At 67.0% G+C, this 24,801-nt stretch carries 38 protein-coding genes; 1 reads left to right on the top strand and 37 read right to left on the bottom strand.

Annotated elements, in window-relative coordinates:
* Window positions 1–35: 35 nt before the first annotated feature.
* The 6 genes from rfbD to gmd form a co-directional block, all read right to left on the bottom strand.
* A complete protein-coding gene (gene rfbD / locus VF167_01635; protein HEX6924104.1) occupies window positions 36–866 on the bottom strand; it encodes a dTDP-4-dehydrorhamnose reductase in 831 nt (276 codons plus the stop codon).
* Window positions 867–984: 118 nt separating this feature from the next.
* Window positions 985–1,965, bottom strand: a complete 981-nt coding sequence (gene hemB / locus VF167_01630; protein ID HEX6924103.1) for a porphobilinogen synthase — start codon at window positions 1,963–1,965, stop codon at window positions 985–987.
* 215 nt (window positions 1,966–2,180) lie between these two features.
* Window positions 2,181–3,704, bottom strand: a complete 1,524-nt coding sequence (locus tag VF167_01625; GenBank protein ID HEX6924102.1) for a capsule assembly Wzi family protein — start codon at window positions 3,702–3,704, stop codon at window positions 2,181–2,183.
* Window positions 3,701–5,224 carry a uroporphyrinogen-III C-methyltransferase gene (gene cobA / locus VF167_01620; protein ID HEX6924101.1) on the bottom strand — a complete coding sequence of 508 codons (1,524 nt, stop codon included), beginning with the start codon at window positions 5,222–5,224 and terminating at the stop codon, window positions 3,701–3,703. Before cobA ends, VF167_01625 begins: the two co-directional genes overlap by 4 nt.
* Window positions 5,221–6,186, bottom strand: coding sequence for a GDP-mannose 4,6-dehydratase (locus VF167_01615; protein HEX6924100.1), 966 nt, complete (start codon window positions 6,184–6,186; stop codon window positions 5,221–5,223). The genes cobA and VF167_01615 overlap by 4 nt, the downstream gene beginning before the upstream one ends.
* Window positions 6,187–6,190: 4 nt before the next feature.
* A complete protein-coding gene (gene gmd, locus VF167_01610; GenBank protein HEX6924099.1) occupies window positions 6,191–7,225 on the bottom strand; it encodes a GDP-mannose 4,6-dehydratase in 1,035 nt (344 codons plus the stop codon).
* Between the two features lie 154 nt (window positions 7,226–7,379).
* Here gmd and rpmB point away from each other — a divergent pair, with 154 nt between their 5' ends.
* On the top strand, window positions 7,380–7,574 hold the full coding sequence (gene rpmB, locus VF167_01605; protein HEX6924098.1) for a 50S ribosomal protein L28: 195 nt from the start codon (window positions 7,380–7,382) through the stop codon (window positions 7,572–7,574).
* A 402-nt stretch (window positions 7,575–7,976) separates the two neighbouring features.
* Here rpmB and rplQ read toward each other — a convergent pair whose 3' ends face one another.
* The 31 genes from rplQ to tuf form a co-directional block, all read right to left on the bottom strand.
* Window positions 7,977–8,339 (bottom strand): 50S ribosomal protein L17, encoded by a 363-nt coding sequence (gene rplQ, locus VF167_01600; protein HEX6924097.1) that lies wholly within the window; start codon window positions 8,337–8,339, stop codon window positions 7,977–7,979.
* A gap of 24 nt (window positions 8,340–8,363) precedes the next feature.
* On the bottom strand, window positions 8,364–9,452 hold the full coding sequence (locus tag VF167_01595) for a DNA-directed RNA polymerase subunit alpha (GenBank protein ID HEX6924096.1): 1,089 nt from the start codon (window positions 9,450–9,452) through the stop codon (window positions 8,364–8,366).
* 100 nt (window positions 9,453–9,552) lie between these two features.
* Window positions 9,553–10,188 (bottom strand): 30S ribosomal protein S4, encoded by a 636-nt coding sequence (gene rpsD, locus VF167_01590; protein ID HEX6924095.1) that lies wholly within the window; start codon window positions 10,186–10,188, stop codon window positions 9,553–9,555.
* Window positions 10,189–10,440: 252 nt separating this feature from the next.
* Complete coding sequence (gene rpsK, locus VF167_01585) at window positions 10,441–10,833, bottom strand: 30S ribosomal protein S11 (GenBank protein HEX6924094.1); 393 nt, start codon at window positions 10,831–10,833, stop codon at window positions 10,441–10,443.
* A 15-nt stretch (window positions 10,834–10,848) separates the two neighbouring features.
* Entirely contained in the window at window positions 10,849–11,229 is a 381-nt protein-coding gene (rpsM, locus tag VF167_01580) for a 30S ribosomal protein S13 (protein ID HEX6924093.1), read from the bottom strand.
* Between the two features lie 19 nt (window positions 11,230–11,248).
* On the bottom strand, window positions 11,249–11,365 hold the full coding sequence (gene rpmJ, locus VF167_01575) for a 50S ribosomal protein L36 (GenBank protein HEX6924092.1): 117 nt from the start codon (window positions 11,363–11,365) through the stop codon (window positions 11,249–11,251).
* Between the two features lie 273 nt (window positions 11,366–11,638).
* Window positions 11,639–12,403: a type I methionyl aminopeptidase gene (gene map, locus VF167_01570; protein HEX6924091.1), complete on the bottom strand. Its 765-nt coding sequence runs from the start codon at window positions 12,401–12,403 to the stop codon at window positions 11,639–11,641.
* Window positions 12,400–13,032, bottom strand: coding sequence for an adenylate kinase (locus VF167_01565; GenBank protein HEX6924090.1), 633 nt, complete (start codon window positions 13,030–13,032; stop codon window positions 12,400–12,402). Before VF167_01565 ends, map begins: the two co-directional genes overlap by 4 nt.
* A 200-nt stretch (window positions 13,033–13,232) precedes the next feature.
* Window positions 13,233–14,552: a preprotein translocase subunit SecY gene (gene secY / locus VF167_01560; protein HEX6924089.1), complete on the bottom strand. Its 1,320-nt coding sequence runs from the start codon at window positions 14,550–14,552 to the stop codon at window positions 13,233–13,235.
* A 2-nt stretch (window positions 14,553–14,554) separates the two neighbouring features.
* On the bottom strand, window positions 14,555–15,010 hold the full coding sequence (gene rplO, locus VF167_01555; GenBank protein ID HEX6924088.1) for a 50S ribosomal protein L15: 456 nt from the start codon (window positions 15,008–15,010) through the stop codon (window positions 14,555–14,557).
* The gene (gene rpmD, locus VF167_01550; GenBank protein ID HEX6924087.1) at window positions 15,011–15,202 is read right to left on the bottom strand and encodes a 50S ribosomal protein L30; all 192 of its coding nucleotides are present in this window, start codon (window positions 15,200–15,202) and stop codon (window positions 15,011–15,013) included. It abuts the gene before it with no gap.
* Complete coding sequence (gene rpsE, locus VF167_01545) at window positions 15,195–15,788, bottom strand: 30S ribosomal protein S5 (GenBank protein ID HEX6924086.1); 594 nt, start codon at window positions 15,786–15,788, stop codon at window positions 15,195–15,197. The genes rpmD and rpsE overlap by 8 nt, the downstream gene beginning before the upstream one ends.
* Before the next feature lie 9 nt (window positions 15,789–15,797).
* Window positions 15,798–16,157, bottom strand: coding sequence for a 50S ribosomal protein L18 (gene rplR / locus VF167_01540; GenBank protein ID HEX6924085.1), 360 nt, complete (start codon window positions 16,155–16,157; stop codon window positions 15,798–15,800).
* 126 nt (window positions 16,158–16,283) lie between these two features.
* On the bottom strand, window positions 16,284–16,823 hold the full coding sequence (gene rplF, locus VF167_01535) for a 50S ribosomal protein L6 (protein HEX6924084.1): 540 nt from the start codon (window positions 16,821–16,823) through the stop codon (window positions 16,284–16,286).
* Window positions 16,824–16,834: 11 nt separating this feature from the next.
* Window positions 16,835–17,227 carry a 30S ribosomal protein S8 gene (gene rpsH, locus VF167_01530; GenBank protein ID HEX6924083.1) on the bottom strand — a complete coding sequence of 131 codons (393 nt, stop codon included), beginning with the start codon at window positions 17,225–17,227 and terminating at the stop codon, window positions 16,835–16,837.
* Window positions 17,228–17,418: 191 nt separating this feature from the next.
* Window positions 17,419–17,604: a type Z 30S ribosomal protein S14 gene (locus VF167_01525; protein ID HEX6924082.1), complete on the bottom strand. Its 186-nt coding sequence runs from the start codon at window positions 17,602–17,604 to the stop codon at window positions 17,419–17,421.
* Window positions 17,605–17,638: 34 nt separating this feature from the next.
* Window positions 17,639–18,238, bottom strand: a complete 600-nt coding sequence (rplE, locus tag VF167_01520; GenBank protein ID HEX6924081.1) for a 50S ribosomal protein L5 — start codon at window positions 18,236–18,238, stop codon at window positions 17,639–17,641.
* A gap of 214 nt (window positions 18,239–18,452) precedes the next feature.
* A complete protein-coding gene (rplX, locus tag VF167_01515; protein HEX6924080.1) occupies window positions 18,453–18,761 on the bottom strand; it encodes a 50S ribosomal protein L24 in 309 nt (102 codons plus the stop codon).
* A gap of 8 nt (window positions 18,762–18,769) precedes the next feature.
* On the bottom strand, window positions 18,770–19,138 hold the full coding sequence (gene rplN / locus VF167_01510; protein ID HEX6924079.1) for a 50S ribosomal protein L14: 369 nt from the start codon (window positions 19,136–19,138) through the stop codon (window positions 18,770–18,772).
* Between the two features lie 124 nt (window positions 19,139–19,262).
* Window positions 19,263–19,568, bottom strand: a complete 306-nt coding sequence (gene rpsQ, locus VF167_01505) for a 30S ribosomal protein S17 (protein HEX6924078.1) — start codon at window positions 19,566–19,568, stop codon at window positions 19,263–19,265.
* Window positions 19,568–19,774: a 50S ribosomal protein L29 gene (rpmC, locus tag VF167_01500; GenBank protein HEX6924077.1), complete on the bottom strand. Its 207-nt coding sequence runs from the start codon at window positions 19,772–19,774 to the stop codon at window positions 19,568–19,570. Before rpmC ends, rpsQ begins: the two co-directional genes overlap by 1 nt.
* Window positions 19,771–20,199 carry a 50S ribosomal protein L16 gene (gene rplP / locus VF167_01495; protein ID HEX6924076.1) on the bottom strand — a complete coding sequence of 143 codons (429 nt, stop codon included), beginning with the start codon at window positions 20,197–20,199 and terminating at the stop codon, window positions 19,771–19,773. Before rplP ends, rpmC begins: the two co-directional genes overlap by 4 nt.
* A 14-nt stretch (window positions 20,200–20,213) precedes the next feature.
* Window positions 20,214–20,873 (bottom strand): 30S ribosomal protein S3, encoded by a 660-nt coding sequence (gene rpsC / locus VF167_01490; protein ID HEX6924075.1) that lies wholly within the window; start codon window positions 20,871–20,873, stop codon window positions 20,214–20,216.
* 2 nt (window positions 20,874–20,875) lie between these two features.
* The gene (gene rplV, locus VF167_01485; protein HEX6924074.1) at window positions 20,876–21,226 is read right to left on the bottom strand and encodes a 50S ribosomal protein L22; all 351 of its coding nucleotides are present in this window, start codon (window positions 21,224–21,226) and stop codon (window positions 20,876–20,878) included.
* A gap of 23 nt (window positions 21,227–21,249) precedes the next feature.
* Window positions 21,250–21,537, bottom strand: a complete 288-nt coding sequence (gene rpsS, locus VF167_01480) for a 30S ribosomal protein S19 (protein ID HEX6924073.1) — start codon at window positions 21,535–21,537, stop codon at window positions 21,250–21,252.
* 255 nt (window positions 21,538–21,792) lie between these two features.
* A complete protein-coding gene (gene rplB, locus VF167_01475; GenBank protein ID HEX6924072.1) occupies window positions 21,793–22,632 on the bottom strand; it encodes a 50S ribosomal protein L2 in 840 nt (279 codons plus the stop codon).
* 3 nt (window positions 22,633–22,635) lie between these two features.
* On the bottom strand, window positions 22,636–22,926 hold the full coding sequence (rplW, locus tag VF167_01470; protein HEX6924071.1) for a 50S ribosomal protein L23: 291 nt from the start codon (window positions 22,924–22,926) through the stop codon (window positions 22,636–22,638).
* Window positions 22,919–23,548, bottom strand: a complete 630-nt coding sequence (gene rplD, locus VF167_01465) for a 50S ribosomal protein L4 (protein ID HEX6924070.1) — start codon at window positions 23,546–23,548, stop codon at window positions 22,919–22,921. Before rplD ends, rplW begins: the two co-directional genes overlap by 8 nt.
* Before the next feature lie 11 nt (window positions 23,549–23,559).
* Window positions 23,560–24,186 (bottom strand): 50S ribosomal protein L3, encoded by a 627-nt coding sequence (gene rplC, locus VF167_01460; GenBank protein ID HEX6924069.1) that lies wholly within the window; start codon window positions 24,184–24,186, stop codon window positions 23,560–23,562.
* Window positions 24,187–24,196: 10 nt separating this feature from the next.
* Entirely contained in the window at window positions 24,197–24,505 is a 309-nt protein-coding gene (gene rpsJ, locus VF167_01455) for a 30S ribosomal protein S10 (protein HEX6924068.1), read from the bottom strand.
* A 156-nt stretch (window positions 24,506–24,661) separates the two neighbouring features.
* Window positions 24,662–24,801: elongation factor Tu (tuf, locus tag VF167_01450; GenBank protein ID HEX6924067.1), on the bottom strand; the 140-nt coding region annotated here is incomplete at its 5' end.

The raw sequence follows: 24,801 nt of genomic DNA, 5'->3' as shown, positions 1-24,801 counted from the left end.
CGACCCATAGGAGGAATTTTCCGAGATCGTCTCGCTCACGAGGCCAGATACCCCGCCAGCACCCCCCTCCACTCCGGCAACGCTTCCCCCAATACCGCCTCGGCCCCGGAGCAATCCAGCACCGAATACGCAGGGCGTCGGGCCGGCCGCGGCACCCGCTCGGTCGGCACCGGCACCACCTCTACCTTCGCCCCCAACCGCTCCACCACCTCCCGCGCCACGCCCGCCCAGCTCACCGGCTCACCCTGGTCGGTCACGTGGACCACCCCCGTCGCCCCACGCATAACCAGTTCCACCATGGCTTTAGCGAGTGTGCCCGTCCACGTCGGCCGCCCCACCTGATCGTCCACCACCTCCAGCCGCGACCGCTCGCTCGCTAACCGCCGGATGGTGTCGACGAAGTTCCTTCCACCCGCACCATAAAGCCAGCTTGTGCGAACTATCAGGTATCGCCCCGCTTCGCGCGCGGCCCGCTCCCCAGCCAGCTTCGAGCGCCCGTACGCGTTCACCGGACCGGTCGGATCGTCCGGTCTGTACGGGCGCTCTCCCGTTCCCGCGAAGACGTAGTCTGTGCTCGGGTAAACGAGTGCGGCTCCGATCTTATGACAGGCCGAAGCCGCATACTCCGTGGCTTTCGCGTTGACCCGGAAGGCCTCGGCCTCCGCTTCCTCCGCAGCGTCCACGTTGGTAAACGCCGCACACTGGATCACGGCGGCCGGCCTGCTCTGCATGATTCGCGCACAAATAGCCGCCTCGTCCGTGACATCGAGCTCGGAGCGAGGCGGTGCATCGACCTGGTGGCCGCGGCGCTGTAGCTCCGCCGTCACTGCCCGCGCCAGCATCCCCCCGCCACCTGTGACGAGCACTTTCAAGGCCGGTCCTCGATCGGGAAGCCCCAAGGTACGTGTGGTCCCGTCGCCGCCAGAACCGGTGCCGGTCCTCTATCCCTCAGAATCGGTCGGCCAGCGACGGGCCTTCAGCCGTTCACCCCTCCCGCGCGCGACGCGCGAACTGGCGGGCGTAGTAGGTCACCACCCGATCGGCCCCGGCGCGCTTGATCGACGTCAGCACCTCGGTCATCGCCCGGTCGCCGTCGAGCCAGCCGCGCTCCGCCGCGGCCATCACCATCGCGTACTCGCCGGAGACGTGGTACGCCCAGAGCGGCAGCTCGGTGGCCATGCGCACGCGGTGGATCACATCCAGGTAGGCATGAGCGGGCTTGACCATCAGCAGGTCCGCCCCCTCGTCGATGTCCAGACGCGCCTCGCGGAGCGCTTCGCGTGCGTTGGCGGGGTCCATCTGGTAGCCGCGGCGATCTCCGAAGGAGGGGGCACTCTCCGCCGCGTCGCGGAAGGGACCGTAGAAGCTCGACGCGTATTTGACCGCATAAGAAAGGATCGGCACGTCGGTGTGCCCCTTCACGTCCAGCGCCGCGCGGATCGCCTTCACTCGCCCGTCCATCATGTCAGAGGGCGCCACGATGTCCGCGCCCGCCTCGGCGTGGCTCACCGCCATGCGCGCCAGCAACGGCAGGGTCGCGTCGTTGTCTACCGTCTCGCCCCTCAACACCCCGCAGTGCCCGTGGGAGGTGTACTCGCAGAGGCAGACGTCGGTCACCACGATCAGCTCCGGCAGCTCGCGCTTGAGCAGCCGCACCGCCTCCTGCACGACCCCGCTCGGGTGGTAGCCCGAGGAGCCCACGTCATCTTTTTCCTCGGGAATGCCGAAGAGCAGCACCGCCGGGATCCCGAGCTGGAGCGCCTCGGTCGCGTCACGTAGCAGCTCGTCCGCCGAGGTCTGGTCCACCCCCGGCATGGAGCTCACCGGCCGCCGCACCCCTTTCCCGGGCACCACGAAGAGCGGCAGCACCAGGTCGGCCGGCTGCACGGTCCTCTCTCTCACCAACCCGCGCAGCGCCTCGCTCCGCCGCAGCCGCCGCGGCCGGAAACTCGGATAATCGTTCATAGAAACAATTATGAATTACGAATTACGAATTACGAATGCGATCGCGACTGATGTGTCGCGTTTGCAGGTCCACGCCGGCAAACCACAGAGTACGCAGAGGATTTCCCGGAGGGCGCCGAGGAGGCCCTGCTGTCCGTAATTCAAAATTCAAAATTCAAAGTGCATCGGTAATTCGTAATTTGTAATTCGTAATTCGGCCGTCCTCCATCTCGGTCTCAGAAGAAGACGTGGGCGCCCAGGCGAAGGCGGCGTTCGCTCCACCCACTGCCGGATTCCAGTGCGCCCTCGCCCCTGAGCTCGAGGCCGGGACGCTGGCGCCAGCTGGCGCGCAACGCGGCGCCTGCGCTCTCCTCCCGCCCGGGTACGTACAGGTTCTGCCCCGAGCGCTCCCGTCGAAAGAGCTGCGCCTCGACGCGATAGCCCTCCTCCGGACGGTCGAAGCTGCCGTACACCAGCCATTCCGACCCCTCACCCCCCAATCGGTGCCCCAGGGGGCGGTCATACGCAGCCCAGGCGCCGTAGAAGGCGTGATGGCGATACCAGGGCGGGTTGAAGCAGCAGTGCGCTGCGATGTCGGTATAGGCCGCACCGATCGCGAGCGCCTCCAGGCCGGGAATGGCCGGGCTCTCCAGGCCGAACACCCGCCCCGGCACGTCCCACCAGGCCCCGGCGGCATCCTCGGACCCCCACTCGAGATAGGCAGTCAGCGGTGCCCACCGCTCGGTGGGAAGGCGGTAGCGCGCCTCCACCGAGACGATCTGGTTCTCGAAGCCCAGGTTCGACACCCGCCCGAGCAGCATGTCGACGAGGGTCTCGAGGGTGACGGGCTCGGCGTAGCCCCGCCCCCCGAACATCGCCGCTCGGTGCACCGCGAGCCCAAACCGCGGGAACGGCTGGACGGAGAGCGTCCCTCCCCACAGAAAGGGCTCGCGCTCGTGCCGCTCGTCGTTCCACAGGCGACTCACCACCAGCTCCGCCCCCACGGGCCCCATCACCCTCAGAAAGCCAGGGAGACGGCGCATCCGCTCGGTCCTCAGCGATACCCGGTCCAGCGCCACCCCTCCGGAGAGGACCAGGCCCGCCGCCGGGCTCTTGATCAACCCCACCGGCTGGCGGCCCGCGGAGAGACGCCAGTTGCCCCATCCGGTCACCAGCTCGAAGCGTTCGAGCCGCGTCCGCTCGCTGTTGACGCGGGGCGCGAACATCAGCGCCAGGTGCTCGCCCAGCGCGGCCGACAACTCCGTCTCCGCTCCGACCCATCCCTCGTCGTCGAGGGCGACCGCACCTTTGCGCTCCTCCCCCAGCTCGCCGAAGCCGGGCGCGACCCGCCCCGTGTGCGACTCACCCGCAACAGCAGCCTGCAGGCCCAGCCAGCGCGCCGCGCCGCCGGCCGTGAGTCCCCCGTATTCGCGGCGGAAGCGGCTCAGCCACCCCCTCGCTAGCCGAGCGGTTGCGGAATCCCGTTGGCTCGCCGTGGCGGCGGCCTCCTCCAGGATCTCCGCCGCGTGATCCAGCGAGAGCGCCGCGCGAAAAGGCACCGACTGCTCCAGCAGCCCCATCCCCTCTGCGCGACGCACCGCGTCCATCACCCAGTGGTCGGGCAGAACGTTCGGGGTCACGCTTCGCGGGGTCTCGCCGTTGGTGACCCCCGGCGCCTGGGCTCCGCACGGTGCGGACACGACCGCCGCGAGCACCACGCCCAGCAGCCACCCGCCGACTCGGCGTCCGCCAGCCGTCATTCGCTCACGGTGGCGGCGAAGCGGGTCAGCGCCTCCAACAGGCCAGGGATGGAGTGAACCTCCGCCTCCACGTGCACCGGCAGTCCCAGCTCACGCGCGGTGGCCGAGGTGATCGGACCGATCGACGCTACCCTCGCGTTGCCGATCTCCGTCCCCACCAGGTCCACGAAGTTGCGCACCGTGGAGCTCGCGGTGAAGGTGATGATGTCCACCCTCCCCTCAGTCAGCCGCCGCCGGATGTCTTCAGCCCCTGCCCCGTCGAGGATGGTGCGGTACGCAACCACCTCATCCACCTCGGCCCCACTCTCCCGCAGCGCCTCCGGCAGCACCGAGCGCGCCTGCTCCGCCCGCGGCAGCAGGATCCGCTTGCCGGTCAGGTCTCCCGTCTCCTGCAGGGCGGCTACCACGCTCTCCGCGATGTAGCGCGGCGGGACGAGGTCGGCCTGCGCTCCCTCCAGCTCGATGGCGGCCGCGGTGGCCGGACCGATGGCGCAGAGCGACACGCCGCACAGGCAGCGAGTGTCCCGTCCCGAGGCCCTCAGCTCCGCCCAGAACCGCTGCACCCCGTTGACGCTGGTGAAGACGATCCAATCGTACGACTCGGCCTGGGCGACCGCCCGGCGCAGCGGCTCGATGTCCGGCGGCTGGATCACCCGGATGGTGGGGAACTGGATCACGTCGGCGCCGAGCGCGCTCAGCTCCGCCACCAGCTCGCTCGCCTGGGCGCGCGCGCGGGTGACGACGATCCGGCGTCCGAAGAGCGGGCGCGACTCGAACCACGCGAGTTCCTCGCGCAGGCGCACGACCTCCCCCACCACCGTGATCGCCGGGGCACCGATCCCCGCCGCCGCGGCCAGGCCGGGAAGAGTGTCCAGGGTACCCACCACCGTGCGCTGCGACGGGTAGGTCCCCCACTGGATCACTGCCGCCGGGGTGTCCCCCGGCCGGCCCGCATCCCGCAGGCGCGCCAGGTTCTCCTCCATCCGTCGCACGCCCATGTAGAAGACCACCGTCCCCACGCCGCGGGCCAGGTGCTCCCAGTCCAGGTCGGTGTCATCCTTGGTGGGATCCTCGTGTCCGGTGACGAAGGCGACGCTCGAGGAGAGGCCTCGGTGGGTGACCGGGATCCCGGCGTAGGCGGTCGCCGCCACCCCCGCCGTGATTCCCGGGATCACTTCGAAGGGGATCCCCGCCTGGCGCAGCACCAGGGCCTCCTCGCCGCCGCGCCCGAAGACGAAGGGATCGCCCCCCTTGAGCCGCACGACCCGACGGTGGGTGCGCGCGAGTCTGATGAGCAGATCGTTGATCGCCTCCTGCCCGGGAGACGGCTCGCCCGCCCGCTTCCCCATGAAGATCCGCTCGGCTTCCGGGCGGGCGTGCTCGAGCAGGTCCGGGTGCACCAGCGCGTCGTAAACGATCACGTCCGCCGCGCGCAGTCGTTCCACCGCGCGCAGGCTGATCAATCCCGGGTCCCCCGGCCCCGCGCCGACGAGATAGACCGTCCCCGGCGCCTCACTCATCCTACCTCCGCCGTTGTACTCAGCTCTGCTTCAGAAAGCAGGTCACGGAAGGTCTGCTCCAGATCGACTTCGGCGCGCCACCCCAGTGCCTGCAGCCGGGTCGGATCACCATAGAGAACGGGGATATCCACCGGGCGGAAGCGCTCCTCGTCGACCTCCAGTCGCGCCCCGGTCCCGGAGATCTTCACCAGCGTCTGCACCATCGCGAGCAGCGACCGCGACACCCCGGAGCACACGTTGTAGGCCGTGCCGTTCTCGCCCCGTTCGATCAGCAAACGGTAGGCGCGCACCACGTCACGCACATCCAGGAAGTCCCGTTCCACCTCCAGGTTCCCCACCCGCAGGACCCGCTCCTGCTCTCCCCGGCGCATCCGCACGAGCTGGCGCGCCAGAGTGGGAAAGACGAAGCGCTCGTCCTGACCGGGTCCCGTGTGGTTGAAGCTGCGCGCGACGACCACCTCCAACCCTCCTCCGGAAGCCGCCTGGATTGCGGCCAGCTCCGCCGCGCCCTTGGACGCTCCGTACGGGGTCTGCGGACGCATCCGCGCCGTCTCGGGGATGGGCTGCTGCTCGGGGGGCACCGCTCCGTATACCTCCGCGGAGCTGATCACCAGCATTCGGGTCCGACCGCTCCCCAGCGTGCGAACCGCCTCCGCCAGCCGCAGCGTGCCGGTCGCGTTGACCTCCCAGGTTCCCAGCGGATCCGCGAAGGAGCGGCTCACCGAGCTCTGAGCCGCCAGGTGGAAGATCCACTCGGGGCGATGCTCCGCGAGAACCCGCTCGATCGACCGCGTCGAAGTCACGTCGAGAGGAACCTGCGGCAACCGGGCAGCCTCTCCCACGGTAGCCGGACCGGTCGCGGGGTAGTAGCCCGCGACCACCTCGTGACCGCCCTCGCGCGCGAGCACCCGCAGAAGGTGCTGGCCGACGAAGCCCTCCGCGCCGGTCACGAGCACGCGCACGGGTCTACGCGCTCCCGGCGAGCGCCGCCCCGTGCCCCTCGCGCCGGAGACGCTCGAGGTCGGCGTCCACCATCATGTGGATCAGCTCGGTGAAGCCGACCCGGGGCTCCCATCCGAGCTCCTTGCGCGCCCGGGTGGCGTCGCCGATCAGCAGATCGACCTCCGCCGGTCGCATGAACCTGGGGTCCTGCACCACGTACTCGCGCCAGTCCAGGCCCACGTAGCCGAAGGCGGTTTCCACCAGCTCCTCCACGCTATGGGTCTCGCCCATGGCCACCACGTAGTCGCGCGGCTCGTCCTGCTGCAGCATCATCCACATCGCGCGGACGTAATCGCCGGCGAAGCCCCAGTCGCGCTTCGCGTCCAGATTGCCCAGCCGCAGCTCGCGGGCGAGCCCGAGCTTGATGCGGGCGACCCCGTCGGTGACCTTGCGGGTGACGAACTCCAGTCCGCGGCGCGGAGACTCGTGGTTGAACAGGATCCCGCTGGTGGCGAACATCCCGTAGCTCTCGCGGTAGTTCACCGTGATCCAGTGGGCGTAGACCTTGGCCACTCCGTAGGGCGAGCGCGGATAGAACGGCGTCTCCTCCCGCTGCGGCACTTCCCGCACCTTGCCGAACATCTCACTCGACGAGGCCTGGTAGAAGCGGATCTTCGGGTTGAAGACGCGGATCGCCTCGAGCACGCGCGTCGCCCCCAGGGCGGTGACGTCGCCGGTGAGGATGGGCTGCGGCCAGGAAGTCTGCACGAAGGACTGCGCGGCGAGGTTGTAGACCTCGTCCGGATCGGACTCCTGCAGTGCGAAGAAAAGGGAGTTCTGATCGGAGAGGTCTCCCGAGACCAGCTCCAGGCGGTCCTGGATGTGCGCGATGCGCTCGAAGTTCAGCGTCGAGCTGCGCCGGACCAGGCCGTAGACCTTGTAACCCTTCTCGAGCAGGAGCTCCGCGAGGTAGCTGCCGTCCTGCCCGGTGATTCCGGTGATCAGTGCCCGCTTCATGTCGTCGATGGCTCGGTCGTCCAGGCGCGCCGGCGGTCGCACGGTGGCGCCCGGCCCCCGAAGGTGTTCGCGCGGTGCAACCTACCGGAGCCCCTCCGGGGTGTCAACGCGAGCCAGCGCGCGCGCTTGACGGCGACGTAACGCCTGTCTAGATTATGAGGCTCGACCTTGAACGCGCTCGCACGAGGAGATTGATATGGCCGCAGTTTGCGCCGTTTGCGGCAAGGGGCCGCGGACCGGGAACAACGTCAGTCACGCCAACAACAAGACCCGCCGCCGCTGGCTCCCGAATCTCCAGCCGGCGCGGATCGTCACCGAGAACGGTACGCGCAAGCGCGTGCGGGTCTGCACCAAGTGCCTCTCTGCCGGCCGTGTGCAGAAGGCCGGCTGAGCGGTAGCGTCGCGTTTCGCTCGAGTTGTTGAAGCGGCCGCCCCTCGTATGAGGAGCGGCCGCTTTTGGTTTGCCAGCGCGGGCAGTTTCGCGAATGTGCGGAACCCGCCTGCACATCAACGTTGCGGGCGCGCCATGCCCGCCCGCCATGCGGCGGGACACCCGGGTACGGATCCGCGTGCCGGACGTCCGTTGCCCGACGCCACCAATGCCCGCCACCCAACCCGACCCCGCGCCAATTTCCACCGCGCCAGTACGGCGCCCAGCGATTCCGCCCGCGGATTCGCCGTGCGGGTTCCCCAAAACACCCAGGGCGCGAGCCCGACCCCTTCCGGAGCCGTCTTCGCGCCCTGTTTGTTGTGTCCCGCGAGCTTCTAACCGAGCCCGAAAAGAATCGGCTCGTTACTCCCCGCGGTCGACCAGCTCGATCAGTGCCATCTCGGCGCCGTCGCCCTGGCGATGTCCGAGCTTCAGCACTCGGGTGTAGCCGCCCGGGCGCTCGGCGAAGCGGGGTCCGATCGTGTCGAACAGCGTGCCGAGCACCTCGCGGTCCGCAATCTTGCGCGCAGCGAGCCGGCGGGCGTGCAGGTCTCCCCGCTTGGCCAGCGTGATCAGCCGCTCCGCGTACGGACGCAGCTCCTTGGCCTTGGCGGTGGTGGTGGAGATCCGCCCGTGACGGAACAGGCTGGTCGCCAGGTTCCGCAGCAGCGCCTCCCGGTGGCTCGCCGTACGGCTGAGCTGACGGCCTTTCTTACGATGTCGCATCTTCTATCGCTCCAGTGGTGTCCTTCAGGCCGAGGGTTCCTCGTCGGTGCCGCCCGACCCCTCACCGTCTTCCTCGGCGCCCTCCGACCACCACAACGTGCCGTTCTCGCCCTCGGCGAGCCGGACCCCGAAGCGGAGGCCCTGCTGGGCGAGGAACTCGTTGATCTCCTGTAGGGACTTCTTGCCGAAATTGTCGATGGCGAGCATCTGCTCCTCGGTCCGCTGGACCAGGTCGCGCACCGTCTGAATGTTTTCCTTCTGCAGGCTGTTGCGGCTGCGCACGCTCAGCTCCGCCAGGTCCTCGATGGGACGGTTCAGCACGTCCTGGATGCGAGGCGGTACCGGCACACCACCCGCAAACGGGCTGCGCGCAGCGGCCGATTCCACACCCGATCCCCAGCTCCGCTCCTCCGTCCACGAGGGACGTGCACCGGCCAGGTAGCTGAAGTGCTCGATCGCCAGCCGTGCGGCATACTGCACCGCCGTCGGCACGTCGATCGCGCCGTTGGTCTCCACCTCGAGCACCAGCCTATCGAAGTCGGTCCGCTGGCCAACGCGCGTCTCCTCGACGACGAAGTTAGCCCGGCGCACCGGGTTGTACACGGCATCGATGCGCACGAGGTCGGCCGGCATTCCCCGAGGGATGGGATGCTGATCCGCCAGCACGAAACCCCGCCCCTTGTTCACGTACAGCTCCATCCTCAGGTCCCGGTCCTCGGTGAGCTCGAGGATGTGATGATCGGGGTTGACGATGGTCACCGCCGGATTTTCCCGGATGTTCGCCGCCGCCACCGGACCGGCCGAGCTGGCACGCAGCTCGAGCACCGCCTCATCCGTCTCGTCGTCCAGCTTGATGACCAGGTTCTTGAGGTTGCGAATGACCTGGTGCACGTCCTCGACGACGCCCGGGATTGTCTGGTGCTCGTGGAGAACGCCGTCGGTACGGAACGCCCAGACCGCGGCGCCGCGAAGCCGGGAGAGTAGAATCCGGCGCATCGTGTTGCCCAGCGTGTGCCCGAAACCGCGCTCGAGCGGACGCAGCACGATCTGCCCCTCACGCGGCTGCTCGGGCAGATTCGGCATCTGCAGGCCGGTCAGGTCCAGTTCCACCATACTCCTCCGGGAGATAAGTAAAGAAGCTATCGGCTACCGGCTATCGGCTATCGGTCGATGGGACTGATAGCCGATAGCGGATAGCTGATAGCCATTCGCATTACTTGCTGTACAGCTCGACGATCAACTGCTCCTGGACCGCGAGCGGAATATCTGCCCGGCCGGGCCGCTCCACCATGCGACCGGTACGCGTACCGTCGTCGACGGCCAGCCAGGAAACCCGCGACGGGCGAGTGCGCGACTCCAGCGCCGCCTGCACGGGGAGGATGTCCTTGCTCTTGGGGGCCACCCGCACCTCGTCACCCGGCGACACCTGATAGCTGGGCACGTCCACCAGACGGCCGTTGACCTGGATGTGCCGGTGGCGAACGAGCTGACGGGCCTCCTTACGCGAGGAGGCGAAGCCCATGCGGTAAACGATATTGTCGAGCCGGCTCTCGAGCCCGACGAGCAGGTTTTCACCCGTCACGCCCGACATCTTGGAGGCCTTCTCGAAGAGGTTGCGGAAGGGCTTCTCCGAGAGGCCGTAGATCCGCTTGACCTTCTGCTTCTCACGAAGCTGGAGGGAGTACTCCGAGGCCTTCCGGCGCCGCGCGCTCGCAGGCCCATGCTGTCCAGGCCCGTATGCGCGACGCTCCACCGGACACTTGTCGGTGAAGCACTTGGTTCCCTTCAGAAACAGCTTCTGTCCCTCACGCCGGCAGAGCTTACAAACCGGACCGGTATAACGCGCCATTGATCCTCGAAATCTCCTGACGTTCTGTTAAGGCTTCCTCCCCCAGCCGGTCGCTGAGGTTTACACCAAGTTGGCCCCGCCACCGCCCTTCCTCACCATGGATATCCGTTATCAGCTATCCGTTGTCAGTCGGGACCGAGACGCCGCCCGCTGCTTGCCCCCTGCTTTAGCGCTGGGCGCGATAACTGGGGGCCACAGCTCCGGGCTCGACACCGGTTCCAACGGATAACGGATAACGGATAACCGTAGTTGTCACACCCTGCGCTTCTTCGGCGGCCTGCACCCGTTGTGCGGGATCGGGGTCACGTCGCGGATGGAGCGGATCGCGATGCCCGCGGCGGCGATCGCCTGGATCGCGGACTCGCGGCCGGACCCCGGCCCCTGCACCCGCACGTGCACGCGCTTCATCCCCATGTTCAACGCCTCCTTCGCGGCCTGCTCGGCGGCGACGGTGGCGGCGAAGGGGGTCGACTTCTTGGAGCCCTTGAAGCCCGCCTTGCCCGCGCTCCCCCACACGACGGCATTGCCCGCCATGTCGGTGATCGTGATGATCGTGTTGTTGAAGGTCGCCTGGATGTAGGCGATCCCCTCCGCGTCGACGTGGCGCTTGGCCTTCGCCCGCCCACCCTGCTTCGGCTTTGCCATGAGGCTGTTCGCTCCTTACTTCTTCCCGGGCTTCTTCTTGCCGGCGATCGCCCGGCGCGGACCCTTCTTGGTGCGTGCGTTGGTGTGCGTGCGCTGTCCGCGAACCGGCAGACCGCGCCGATGCCGAAGCCCGCGGTAGCAGCCGATGTCCATCAGCCGCTTGATGTTCCGCGCCACTTCGGCCCGCAGCACGCCCTCCACCCGGTACGACGCATCGATCGTCCGACGAAGACGGTTCACCTCCTCGTCGGTGAGCTGATGCACCCGCCGGTCGGGATCCACGCCCGCCTGCTCCAGGATCTTCTGGGCCGACGCGCGACCGATTCCGTAGATGTACGTCAGACCGATCTCGACGCGCTTCTCACGCGGCAGATCGACACCCGCGATGCGAGCCATGTGCTCTCCCGATGTTGACTTAACCCTGCCGCTGCTTGTGGCGCGGGTTCTTCTTGCAGATGATGCGAACCACTCCGCGCCGCCGGATCACCTTGCAGTGCTCGCAGATCGGCTTTACGCTAGCGCGTACCTTCATCGTCGCCTCGCTTCGTCAGAACAATAGCTCGGAATAATAACCAGGATTCGGAGATGGAGCAAGGTCGTCCATGCGCGGTTATCCGTTATCCGTCCGGACCAGGACGCGGCTCCCGACCAGCCCCTCCTTGGGCGGTGGACGCGGTTGCTGGAGGACGGGCTGTGGGCTGGTCCACCGATCCCAACGGATAACCGATAACGGATAACGCCAATCCTAACGGATAACCCCAATCCCAACGGATAGCCCGAGGCCTCCACCCCGCGTTCCACTTCCTCAATCAGCCAGCTCCCACGGCGTGAGCACCCTCGGCCCCGCCTCCGTCACCGCCACGGTGTGCTCGAAGTGAGCGGACACGCGGCGATCGGCGGTGATCACCGTCCAGCGGTCGGGCATGGTGCGCACGTCGGCGGTGCCCAGGTTGAACATCGGCTCGATCGCGATCACCAGCCCCACCTCGAGCGGCATCCCCCGGCCGGCCTTGCCGTAGTTGGGTACCTGCGGCTCCTCGTGCGGAGAGCGGCCGATCCCGTGACCGACCAGGTCGCGTACGATGCCGTAGCCCTCGCGCTCCGCCACTGCCTGGATCGCCGCGCCGATGTCGCCCAGCCGCTTCCCGGGGCGCGCCTCGGCCACGCCGGCGAGCAGGCTCTCGCGCGTCATCTTCAACAGCCGGCTCACCTCGGGGGCCACTTCCCCCACCGGCAGCGTGACGGCGGCGTCGGCGTAGAACCCCTCCAGCTTCACGCCGCAGTCGATGCTCAGCACGTCCCCCTCGACCAGCTTGCGCCTCGAGGAGGGGATGCCGTGCACGACCTCGTGGTTGATGCTCGTACAGAGGGTGGCCGGAAAGCCGTACAGGCCCTTGAACGCCGGCTCCGCGCCCGCGTGAGAGCGGATGAACTCCTCGGCGAAGCGGTCCAGGTCGGCGGTGCTCCTCCCCGGTAAGAGCTCGCCCGGAATCACCCGGAACAGGTCGGCGATGATCGCCCCAGCCCGCGCGATCGCCTTGATCTCCTCGGGCGACTTCAGCGTGATCAACCCGCCACGATCCGCTGCAGGTCAGCCTGGACGACGTCGATGGGTCGATCCCCGTCCACCCGGTGCACCGGCACGCCGGCCCGCTCGTAGTAGTCGATCAGCGGCCGCGTCGATTCCTCGTATACCTCGAGCCGGTGCCGGATCGTCTCCTCCCGGTCGTCGGGGCGCTGAACCACCCGGTCCGCGATCTCTGGAGGCGGGGGGTTGTGCTCGATGTGGTAGACCTCGCCCGTCTCGGGGTCGGTGCGGCGACCGGACATCCGCTTTACGATCGCCTCCGGCTCGACCTCGAGCGCGACCACCGCGTCGACGCTACGGCCCTGCTCCCGCAGGATCCCCGCGAGCGACTCGGCCTGCGCCACATTGCGCGGAAAGCCGTCGAAGATGGCGCCTTTCTCCGCCGACGGGTCGGCCAGCGCGTCACGCACCAGCCCGAGGATCACGCCATCCGGCACCAGCTCGCCGGCATCCATGTAGCGCCGCGCCTCCTCGCCCAGCGGCGTCCCCGCCCGCACCGCCTCGCGCAGGATGTCCCCCGTGGCGATCTTCGGCACCCCCAGCTTCTCGGCCAGGAGACTTCCCTGCGTTCCCTTACCTGCCCCCGGCGCGCCGAGGAGGATGAGTAGCATCTGGATGGTTGACGTAGCTGTAACGGCCTATGGTTATCCGCTATCAGTTATCCGTTATCCGTCATGGATCGAGACCGATGCCCTGCCCCGCAGTAGCCAGACCGCATGGCTCCGGGTCAGCTCGTCGGTCCCAAGTGACAACTGATGACTGATGACTGATAACTGACAAACGGATAACGGATAACGGATAACCACCCCTCTCAGATATACCTCTGCCGCCCCCGGAACTTCACCCGGCCACGCTTCATGAAGCCGTCGTAGTGGCGCAGGAGCAGGTGCTGCTGCATCTGCTGCACGGTGTCCAGGCCGACGCCGACGACGATCAGCAGGCCGGTCCCGCCCAGCAGCCGGCCCAGGAAGGGCACCCCCACCGCGTCGAGAACCAGCTGCGGAACGATCGCCACGGCGGTCAGGAAGAGAGACCCCGGGAAGGAGATGCGCGTCAACACCCGGTCGATGTACTCGGCCGTGCGCGCACCCGGCTTCACTCCGGGCACGAAGGCGCCCTGCTTCTTCAGGTTCTCCGCCAGATCGACGGGGTTGAAGATGATGGCGGTGTAGAAGTAGGTGAAGAAGATCGTCAGCAGGCCAAAGCTGATGTAATACGGCCAGGTGCCGTACTGGAACCAGCCCGCCGCCTGCTGCAACCAGGGGGTGTCCGCGAAGGTCGCGAAGGTCCCGGGTACCACGATGATCGACTGGGCGAAGATGATCGGCATCACGCCCGCCGAGATCAGACGCAGCGGGATGAAGGACTTCTGGCCCTCCCGGACCCGCCCCTTCCCCATCACCTTGCGCGGGATCTGCACCGGGATCTTCCGCGCCGCCATCGTCACCGCTATGGTCGCGGAGATGGTGGCCACCGAGACCGCGGCAAGGATGATCAGCGCCAGACCGGTGACCTCACCCACCCGCACCAGCTCGACCGTCTGCACGATCGCGCTCGGGATCGCCTCGATGATCGAGAAGAAGATGAGCAGGCTCATCCCGTTCCCGATGCCGCGCTCGGTGATCTGCTCACCCAGCCACATCACGAACACGGCGCCGGTGGTGAGCGCCAGGATCATGATCAGCTTGAAGCCGATGCCCGGGTTCACCACCGCCCCGGGGATCCCTTCCAGGAAGATCGAATAGCCGTACGCCTGGGCGGCCGAGAGGCCGACCGTGGCGTACCGCGTATATTGCGTGAGCTTCTTCCGCCCCTCCTCCCCCTCCTTCTGCATCCGCTCGATGGACGGGAATACCGCCGCGAGCAGCTGGAACATGATGCTCGCGGAGATATACGGCATGATGCCGAGGGCGAATACCGTCGCGCGCGACAGCCCGCCACCCACGAACATGTCGTAGATCCCGAACACCGTCCCCTGGAGCTGACCCGCGAAATCGCGCAGCGCCGTCACATCGATGCCCGGCGCCACCACGTGCGCGCCGAGGCGATAGATGAAGACGAGGAACAGCGTGAAGAGGATCTTGTCCTTGAGCTCCGGAATCCGGAACAGGGTGGTGACGGGATTGCTCATCGTCAGCCGATCTCCTGTACCGTACCGCCCGCCGCGCCGATCTTCTCGCGCGCCGACTTGCTGAACGCGTGCGCGGAAACGGTAATACCCCGGCTCAGCTCACCGCCGCCGAGCACCTTGACCGGCTTCTTTGCGTAGCCGATGAGCCCGTGCTTCAGGAGCGTCTCGGGAGTGATCTCGGTCTCCTCCAGCCGCTCCAGCTGGAAGAGGTTCACCACCTGGTACTCGACCCGGTTCGGGTTGTTGAAGCCCCGCTTGGGCAGGCGGCGCTGCAGAGGCATCTGACCGCCCTCGAAGTGCGCCTTGCCGCCACCCGGTCCGTGACTGCCGGTGCGCGCCTTGGAGCCCTTGTGGCCGTACCCGGCGGTCTTCCCCTTCCCGGAGCCCGGCCCACGGCCGACGCGCTTCCGGTTCCGGTGCGACCCCTCGGGGCGCCGCAGATTGTGGAGTCCGTCCATTTACTCCTGCCCTTCCCGCTCCGTCACCTCGACGAGATGGCGGACCTTGAAGATCATGCCACGAATGGCGGGGTTGTCCTTCTGGATGACGGTCCGCTGGTGCTTCAGCCCCAGCGCCGCGAGCGTGGCTCGCTGGTCCTTCGGCATCCCCACGCCACTACGAATCTGTCGGATCTCGAGCAGCTTAGCCATGGGCCGCCTCCAGCGCCTCGACCGGAACGCCACGCTCGACGGCGAGACGCTCGCGGGTAGTCAGTCTCGTGAGCGCATCCATGGTGGCCAGCACCATGTTGCCCGGATTGTTCGACCCGAGGCTCTTGGTGAGGATGTCGTGCACGCCCGCGCACTCCAGCACCGCGCGCACCGGTCCGCCGGCGATCACGCCGGTTCCCGGACCCGCGGGACGAAGGAGCACCTTTCCGGCCCCGGAGTGACCTACGATCTCGTGCGGGATCGTCCCGGCGATGATCGGCACCGTCACCATGGCGCGCCGCGCCGTCTCCAGCGCCTTGCGCACCGCCTCGGAGACCTCGTTGGCCTTGCCGGTACCCACGCCGACCCGGCCCTGCTGGTCGCCGACCGCCACCAACGCGGAGAAGGAGAACCGCCGGCCGCCCTTCACCACCTTGGCGACGCGGTTGATGTGGATGACGTTCTCCTTGAACTCCGACTCGCGCTGCCCGCGGCTCCCGCGCTCGCTCCGGCCGCCCGCGCGACCCTCGCGACCGCCCCGGCCCTCGCGACCGCCGCCTCGATTCTGCTGCTGATCTCTAGCCACGCTTCCCCCTTAAAACTCGAGGCCGCCCTCGCGGGCGCCTTCGGCGAAGGCCTTCACACGGCCGTGATAGAGATAGCCGCCGCGGTCGAACACGACCCGCGTGATGCCGGCGGCCTTCGCCTTCTCGGCGAGAAGCTTTCCGGCCAGGCGGCCTCGATCGGTCTTCGATAGCTCGGCGCCGTTCGCCTTCACGTCCGAGGCCAGGGTGGAGATACCCAGCAGCGTGACTCCACGCGTGTCGTCGACGACCTGCGCCTCGATATTCTTCAGCGAGCGGAAGACCACCAGACGGGGCCGCTCGGCGGTGCCGACCACCTTCTTGCGGACCCGGCGATGCCGGCGCTCGCGCCGCTCCCGCCGCTGCTTCATTCCCAGTGCCATTGGTTCGATCCTGTGGTTTGACTATTACGATGATCCGTTGGGTCGCGCTGCGGGTCATCGCGGGACGGGCGCGAGACAGGTCTCCACCCGCACCGGCGGCCGCGCAGACCGCCGTTACTTGCCGCCCGCCTTGCCGGCCTTCCGACGGATCACCTCGCCCTGATACTTCACGCCCTTCCCCTTGTACGGCTCGGGGGGGCGCAGCGACCGGATCTCAGCCGCTACCTGACCGACCACTTCCTTGTTCGCGCCCTCGACCTCCACCACCGTGGGCGACACCGCACGCAGGGTGATCCCCTCGGGCGCGCGGTAGTCGATCGGATGGGAATAGCCGAGCTGGAACGTGAGCCCGAACGGCTTGTTCTCCGCGCGGTATCCGACGCCGACGATCTCGAGCGTCTTCTTGAAGCCGGTGGTCACCCCTTCGATCATGTTGGCGACCAGCGTCCGGCTGAGGCCGTGCAGCGCGCGGTGATTCGGCGCGTCGCTGGGACGCGTCACCCGCAGCTCGCCGTCGGCGCGTTCGATGGTGATGTCGCGATGCAGCGTGCGCTGCAGCTCGCCCCTGGGGCCCTTCACCCGCACGGTCTGACCGTCGATGGTGACCTCCACGCCCGCCGGAACGGGGATGGGCCGCTTACCGATTCTCGACATGGCTGCTCCTCCTACCAGACCGTGGCGAGGAGCTCGCCCCCCACCTTGTTCGCCCGCGCCTCCCGGTCCGTCATCACCCCCTTGGAGGTGGACAGGATGGCCATACCCAGCCCGTTGCGGACGCGCGGAATCTCTTTCACCCCCACGTACTTGCGCAGGCCCGGCTTGGACACGCGCTTCAGCTCCCGGATGACCGGCTTCTCCTGGTAGTACTTCAGATACAGCCGAAGCACCGGGAACCGGTCGCCGTCCAGGACCTTGTAGTCGTGGATGTAGTGGTTCTCTTTGAGCAGTCGAGCGATCTCGACTTTCAGCTTCGAAACGGGCATGTCGACCCGGCGGTGCCGCGCGCTCTGCGCGTTCCTCACCCGGGTGAGCATGTCCGCAATGGGATCCGTCACCATGCGGTCGTTCTCCTATAGTATCCGGCGTCAGCGCAGCCGGACTGGTAGGAAGTGGATGGAATACAACTACGAATTACGAATTATGAATTACGAATTACGATCTCTGCTTGCCGAAGTGACGAGTAGCGGCCAATGGGACCCATAATTCGTCATTCGTAATTCGTAATTCACGCGCACAACTGTGCGCGTGCTCACCAGCTCGCTTTGCGCACCCCGGGTATCTCCCCCCGCAGCGCCATCTCGCGGAAGCAGATGCGGCAGAGGCCGAACTTCCGGAGATAGCCGCGCGGGCGGCCGCAGCGATTGCAGCGGTTGTACGCGCGGACGCCGAACTTGGGCTTCCGGTTCGCCTTCTCGATCAGGGACTTACGGGCCATCTTGCTTTTGCTCGAGTGTCAGGATCCAGGTCGATCAGGCGAAGACCCGGACGGGCGTCTCGCCCCGGAAGGGCATCCCCAGCTCGCGGAGAAGCGCGAGCCCCTCCTCGTCGTTCACGGCGGTGGTCACGAAGGTGATGTCCATGCCGTGAATCTTCTGCACCTTGTCGTAATCGATCTCGGGGAAGATGAGCTGCTCCTTCACCCCGAGCGTGTAGTTCCCGCGCCCATCGAACGAGCGGGACGGCAGACCGCGGAAGTCGCGGATACGCGGCACCGCGATGTTGATGAAGCGGTCGACGAACTCCCACATCCGCTCGCGCCGCAGCGTCACCGCGACGCCCACCGGCATCCCCTGGCGCAGCGAGAAGTTCGAGATCGCCTTCTTGGCCCGCCGGACGGTCGGGCGCTGGCCGGTGATCAGCCCCAGCTCCTCGACCACCGAGTCGAGCAGCTTGGCGTTCTTGGCCGCCTCGCCGATTCCCACGTTCACCACCACCTTCTCCAGGCGGGGCGTCTGCATCACGGACTTGTAGCCGAACTGCTGCTGCAGCTTCGCCCGAACGTTCTCCTCGTAATGCCTCTGCAGGCGCGGCTTCACCCGGCCGTTGCCCGCTCCATTCTCCGCTGCCATGTCTCTCTCCTGCGCTCCGTATCCTGCCGCGACCGAATGCCCGACAGGGCGGTGACGCTTGAAGGTTATCAGTTGTCCGTCATCCGTTATCAGTCGGGACCGGCGGGCATGCCCGAGTGTCGCCGCTGAATGTTGCGGTCAATGCGGAAGCATTGAGTCACTGGTCCGGACGGATAACCGATAACGGATAACTGATAACCAAATTGTCCGTTCCTCAGATCACCCGCCCCGACTTCACCGCCACCCGCTCCTTGGTTCCGCTCTTGTTCACCTGCATGCGGATGCGGGTGGGCGCGCCCGAAGCGGGGTCGATGAGCATCACGTTGGAGGCGGCCAGGGGCGCCTCGAAGCTGATGATTCCGCCCTCGGGGTTCTGCTGCGAGGGCTTCATGTGCCGCTTGCGCAGGTTCACCCCCTCCACCACGACGCGGTTCTTCTCGCGGTCGACGCGCAGGATGGTCCCTTCCTTCCCGCGCTCGTTGCCGCGAACGACCCTGACCCGGTCGCCCTTCTTGAGTCGCATTCCGGCCATCAGAGCACCTCCGGCGCCAGCGAAACGATCTTCATGAAGCGCTTCTCGCGCAGCTCACGGCCCACCGGGCCGAAAATGCGCGTCGCCCGCGGCTCCCCGGCGTCGTTGATGATCACGGCGGCGTTCTCGTCAAAGCGGATGTACGAGCCATCACGCCGGCGTGCCTCCTTGGTGGTACGCACGATCACCGCCTTGGCCACGTCTCCCTTCTTCACCGTGCCGTCCGGCAGGGCGTCCTTGATGGCGACCACCACGATGTCGCCGATACGGGCGTAGCGCCGCTTGCTGCCCCCCAGAACGCGGATCACGAGCGCCTTCTTGGCCCCGCTGTTGTCCGCGATCCGGACGACGGATTCTTGCTGGATCATTGGAGTCTGCTCTTTGGTTATCCGTTATCGGTTATCCGTTACCCGTTGGTCTGTCGCTACCCTCCGCGTCACGCGAAGGCCCGCCGACTTACGGATAACGGATAACGGATAACCCGTTTTCGTCTTACTTCGCCCTCTCGATCAGCGCCGACACGCGCCAGCGCTTCAGCTTGCTCAGCGGTCGCGTCTCGGTGATGCGCACCCGGTCGCCCACGCGGTACTCGTTGTTCTCGTCGTGGGCGTGGTACTTCTTCGACCGGGTCACCTGCTTGCCGTAGAGCGGATGAGCGTAACGGCGCTCGACCAGCACCACCACCGTCTTGTCCATCTTGTCCGAAACCACGGTGCCGATACGGGTCTTGCGGCGCCCGCGCTCGTTCTCCGCGCTCTCGTCGGTGACGGGGGTCACCTGGCTCTCGTTCGTGCTCATCAGCGGCTACCTTCCTCCTCGAGCTGGCGCTCGGCCAGCACGGTCTTCAAGCGGGCGATGTCGCGGCGGAGCGTCCGCAGCAGCATCGGGTTCTCGATCTCCTGCGTCGCGGACCTGAACCGCAGCTTGAAGATCTCCTCCTGGTAGCCCTCGATGCGGGCCAGGATCTCGTCGGTGGTGAGCTCGCGGATCTCGGACGCCTTCATGCCTCACCTCCGTGCGGGCGCTCACGCACCACGAAGCGGCAGCGAACCGGAAGCTTCGCGGCCGCCAGCTCCAGCGCACGACGCGCCACCGGCTCCGGCACACCCTCCAGCTCGAACATCATCCGCCCGGGCTTGACGACGGCCACCCAGGCCTCCGGGTTGCCCTTCCCCTTACCCATCCGGACCTCCAGCGGCTTCTTGGTCACCGGCTTGTCCGGGAAGATGCGGATCCAGACCTTCCCACCACGCTTGATGTGGCGGGTCATGGCGATTCGCGCGGCCTCGATGGAGCGGTTGGAGATCCAGCCGCGATCCAGCGCCTGCAGCCCGTATTCGCCGAAGGACACCTCGGTGCCGCGGGTGGCGTTCCCGCGCATCCGGCCCTTCATCCGCTTGCGATATTTGACTCGCTTCGGCGACAGCATGATCGTTCTCCCTCCTACGCGTCGCTGGAGTAGGTGCGCCCGCGACGGTCCTCCACGACCTCGCCCTTGAACACCCAGACTTTCACGCCGATCGTGCCGTAGGTGGTGCGAGCGGTCGCCTGCGCATAATCGATGTCGGCCCGCAGCGTGTGCAGCGGAATGCGGCCCTCCTTGTAGCCCTCGGTGCGGGCGATCTCGGCGCCGTTCAGTCGCCCGGAGACCTGGACCTTGATCCCCTCGGCGCCGGCCCGCATCGCGTTCTGCACCGCGCGCTTCATCGCCCGGCGGAAGGAGACGCGCTGCACGAGCTGGTGCGCGATGCTGTCGGCGATGAGCTGCGCCTCGATCTCAGGGCGCTTCACTTCCTCGACGTTGATCGCGACCTCGTTGGGCGTCAGCCGCCCGAGCTCGTCGCGCAGCTTGTCGACCTCCGAGCCGCCCTTACCGATCACCACGCCGGGTCGGGCGGTGTGAACGGTGACGATGACCTTCTGCGGCTTGCGCTCGATCTCCACCTCGGCGAGCGAGGCATGACCGAGACGCTGATGCAGGTACTTCCGGATCCTCTCGTCCTCGACCAGGAGCTGCGGGAAATCACGCTCGGCATACCAGCGCGACTTCCACGGGCTGACGATGCCGAGACGGAACCCTCTGGGATGCGTTTTCTGTCCCACGTCTACTCCTTGCGGTCGACGACGATCGTGACTTGACTGGTCCGCTTGATACGCGGGGCGGCGCGGCCCATGGCCGCGGCCCGGAAGCGCCTCAGGCGCGGACCCTCGTTGACATACGCCTCGCGAACGTACAACTCATCCGCATCCAGGAAGCTGCCCGCGGCGTCCGCCTTCTGCTGGGCATTCGCGACCGCGGAGCGGAGGACCTTGTCGATCGGTTCCGTGGCGGCCTTCTTCGAGAACTTCAGGATCGAATACGCATCGTTCACGTTACGGCCACGGATCAGGTCGATCACCAGCCGCAGCTTGCGCGGGGACATCCCCACATTCTTCGCGATCGCGCGAGCTTCCATCGTCGCTTCTCCTTGAGCTCGTGCTAGCGGGCCTTGGCACGCCGATCGACGAGCTTGCCACCGTGACCGCGGAACATCCGCGTCGGGGCGAACTCGCCGAGCTTGTGCCCGACCATGTTCTCGGTGAGGTACACGGGGATGAACTTGTTCCCGTTGTGCACCGCGAGCGTGTGCCCGACGAACTCCGGGATGATCGTCGACGCGCGCGACCAGGTCTTCACGACCCGCTTCTCCCCGCGCTCGTTCATGGCCGTGATCTTCTTGAGGAGACTCTCCTCGACGAACGGCCCCTTCTTCAGACTCCTCGGCATGCTCTCTCGCTCTTAGCTGTTTCCCGGCCAACGCCGGAAACAAGGTCCACTTGATTCATCAGTGGTGGACGCGACGCCGTTTTGCCGCAGCCTTCCAATATAACTGATTGGGAGCGGTTTGAAAGCCCCGCACAGGGTTATCCGTGGTACGTTATCCGTTGTACGTTATCCGTTATCCGTTGCTGGTCTGGCTTCGCGCGTAGTGGGCCAGACTAAATGCCAGTCGCGAGTCCCGACGGATAACGGATAACCTCCCTACTGCGTTGCCTTCCCGCGCTTCCGGCCGCGCACGATGAAGCGGTTCGTGTTCTTCTTCCGGCGGCGGGTCTTGACGCCCTCGGCCTTGCCCCAGGGGGAGACCGGGTGCCGACCGCCGGAGGACTTGCCCTCACCACCGCCCAGCGGGTGATCGACCGGGTTCATGGCCACGCCGCGGACCCTGGGCCGACGGCCGCGCCAGCGGTTCGCGCCGGCCTTGCCGATCGACTGCTGGCTGTGGTCGACGTTGCCCACCTGGCCGATGGTCGCCAGGCACTCGCGACGGACGAGCCGCATCTCGCTCGAGGGCAGGCGCAGGGTGACGAGATCGCCCTCCTTCGCCACCACCTGCACACCCGAACCGGCCGAACGCGCCAGCTGACCGCCCTTGCCCGGGCGGAGCTCGATGTTGTGCACCGTGGTGCCCAGCGGGATCTCGGCGAGCGGAACGGCATTCCCCAGCCGGATGTCCGTACCGGGACCGGACTGCACCGTGTCGCCGACGGAGAGACCCACGGGGTGCAGGATGTAGCGACGCTCACCGTCCTGGTACTCGACCAGGGCGATGTGCGCGCTGCGATTCGGATCGTACTCGATCGCCACGACCCGCGCGGGAACCCCGAACTTGTTCCGCTTGAAGTCGATGATGCGGTACTTACGCTTCTGGCCGCCGCCACGGCGCCGCGACGTGATGTGGCCGTGGTGGTTGCGGCCGCCGCTCTTCGGCAGCGCCTCGGTCAGCGACTTCTCAGGCCCCTTGCGGGTGATCTCACTGAAGTCGTTGGTGGCGCGGAAGCGCGTCCCGGCCGTCACCGGCTTGAACTGCTTGACGGGCATGGCTCAGACCCCCTCGAAGATCTCGATTGTATCGCCCTCGCGCAGCGTCACCACCGCCTTCTTCCAGGCGGCGCGCCGTCCGATGGTCCGGCCGACCCGACGCTCCTTGCCGCGATACTGCATGGTGCGGACGTCGCGAACGCGCACGTTGAACAGCTTCTCGACCGCGCGCGCGATCTCCACCTTGTTCGCCTCCTTCGCCACGACGAAGGAGTACTTGCCGGTCCGATCGAGTAGCTCGGTCGACTTCTCGGTGACGATCGGGCGCACGATCACGTCGTACAGACTACGCATTCGCCACCTCCGTGGCGGGGGTCAGAGCGGCCTCCTCGATGAGCAACTCGCCCGCGTTCATCAGGTCGTACGCGCTCGCCTCCGCGAAGGGGAGCACCGACACGCCGGGCAGGTTGCGGGCGGACAGGTACAGATTCGGATTGAGCCCCGAGGTGAGGATCAGGACCTTCTTGTCCGCGGACCCGATCTTCTTCAGCAGCCCGACGACCGCCTTGGTCCTCGGGGCGTCCACGTCGAAGCCCTCTATCACGGCGATCTCCTCCCGCAGCGCCTTCGCGTTCAGCGCGGAGCGACGGGCGAGCGCCTTCACCTTGCGCGGCACATCCTGGTGATAGTCGCGCGGCGACGGACCGAAGACGACGCCGCCCCCGCGCCAGTGCGGGGCGCGGATCGAGCCCTGGCGGGCGCGACCGGTTCCCTTCTGCCGCCAGACCTTGTTGTTGCCACCCGAGACCTGGGCACGGGTCTTCGTGGAGGCGGTTCCCTGCCGCTTGTTCGCCAGGTGCGCCTTGATCACCTGGTGCAGCACCGCCTCGTTCACGACCCCGTCGAACAGGTCTTCCGGCAGTTCTCGAGCTTCCCCCGGCTCTCCCGAGGCGCTGAAATACCGTGCGGTAAGCATCTCGTGAGCCCTCACTGCTTGGTGATGAACACGACGCCGTTCACCGGGCCGGGAACCGCACCGCGCAGGTAGATCAGGTTGCGCTCGGGATCCACTTTGGCAACACGGATATTACGGACCGTCTGCTGCACGTCGCCCATGTGGCCCGGCAGCCGCTTCCCCTTGATAACCCGCGAGGGGTTGGTGCCCGCGCCGATCGATCCCGGAGCCCGATGGATCCGGGTGGCGCCGTGCGAGGCGCGCCCGCCGCCGAAGCCGTGGCGCTTGACCACGCCCTGGAAGCCCCGCCCCTTGGTGGTGCCGGTCACCTTGACCCGGCTGCCCACCTCGAACAGCTCGACGGTGATCTGGTCCCCCACATTGGGCGGGGTCTCCCCCTCGGCCAGGCCGAACTCCCGCAGCACCTCGGGCGCGGCGGCGAGCCCCGCCTTGGCGGCGTGCCCCTGCTCCGCGCGGGTCGCCCGCTTGCTCTTCTTCTCTCCGAACCCGAGCTGGACGGCCTCGTAGCCCTCCTTTTCGCGGGTGCGGACCTGGACGACGGGGCACGGTCCGGCCTGTACGACCGTGACCGGCACCACGGCGCCCGATTCTTCGAAGATCTGGGTCATGCCCAGCTTCTTCCCGATGATTCCCGCCATGACGCCCCCCTCAGTCGACCTTGATCTCCACGTCGACACCGGCCGGAAGATCCAGCTTGGTCAACGCGTCGATCGTCTGCGGGCGTGAGTCGAGAATGTCGATCACCCGCTTGTGCGTCTTGAGCTCGAACTGCTCGCGGCTCTTCTTGTCGATGTGCGGCGAGCGGAGCACCGTCCAGCGCTGAATCCGGGTGGGAAGCGGGATGGGCCCGCTCACCCGCGCCCCCGTCTTTTGCGCCGTGCGCACGATGTCGGAGGTGGTCTGATCGATCACCGCGTGATCGAAGCTCTTCAGTCGAATGCGAATCTTGCCGGCCATTTGTCAGATGCCTGTATATCAGTGGTGGCGGATTATGGTTATCCGATATCCGTCATCCGTTATCCGATAGCAGTTTGTCAGTGCGGAACGGTCGGCCGGCTTGGAGCCAGCCCCTCGGTTCCGACGGATAACGGATAACGGATAACCTTTTCCGTTCTACTCCAGAATCTCCGTCACCACCCCGGCGCCCACCGTCCGGCCGCCCTCGCGAATCGCAAAGCGCAGCTCCTTCTCCATCGCGATCGGCGTGATCAGCTCCACCGTCATCTGCACGTTGTCCCCCGGCATCACCATCT

Source organism: Longimicrobiaceae bacterium (genome assembly GCA_036375715.1).
GTDB lineage: Bacteria > Gemmatimonadota > Gemmatimonadetes > Longimicrobiales > Longimicrobiaceae > DASVBS01.
This window is presented reverse-complemented; position numbering and strand designations above follow the sequence as displayed.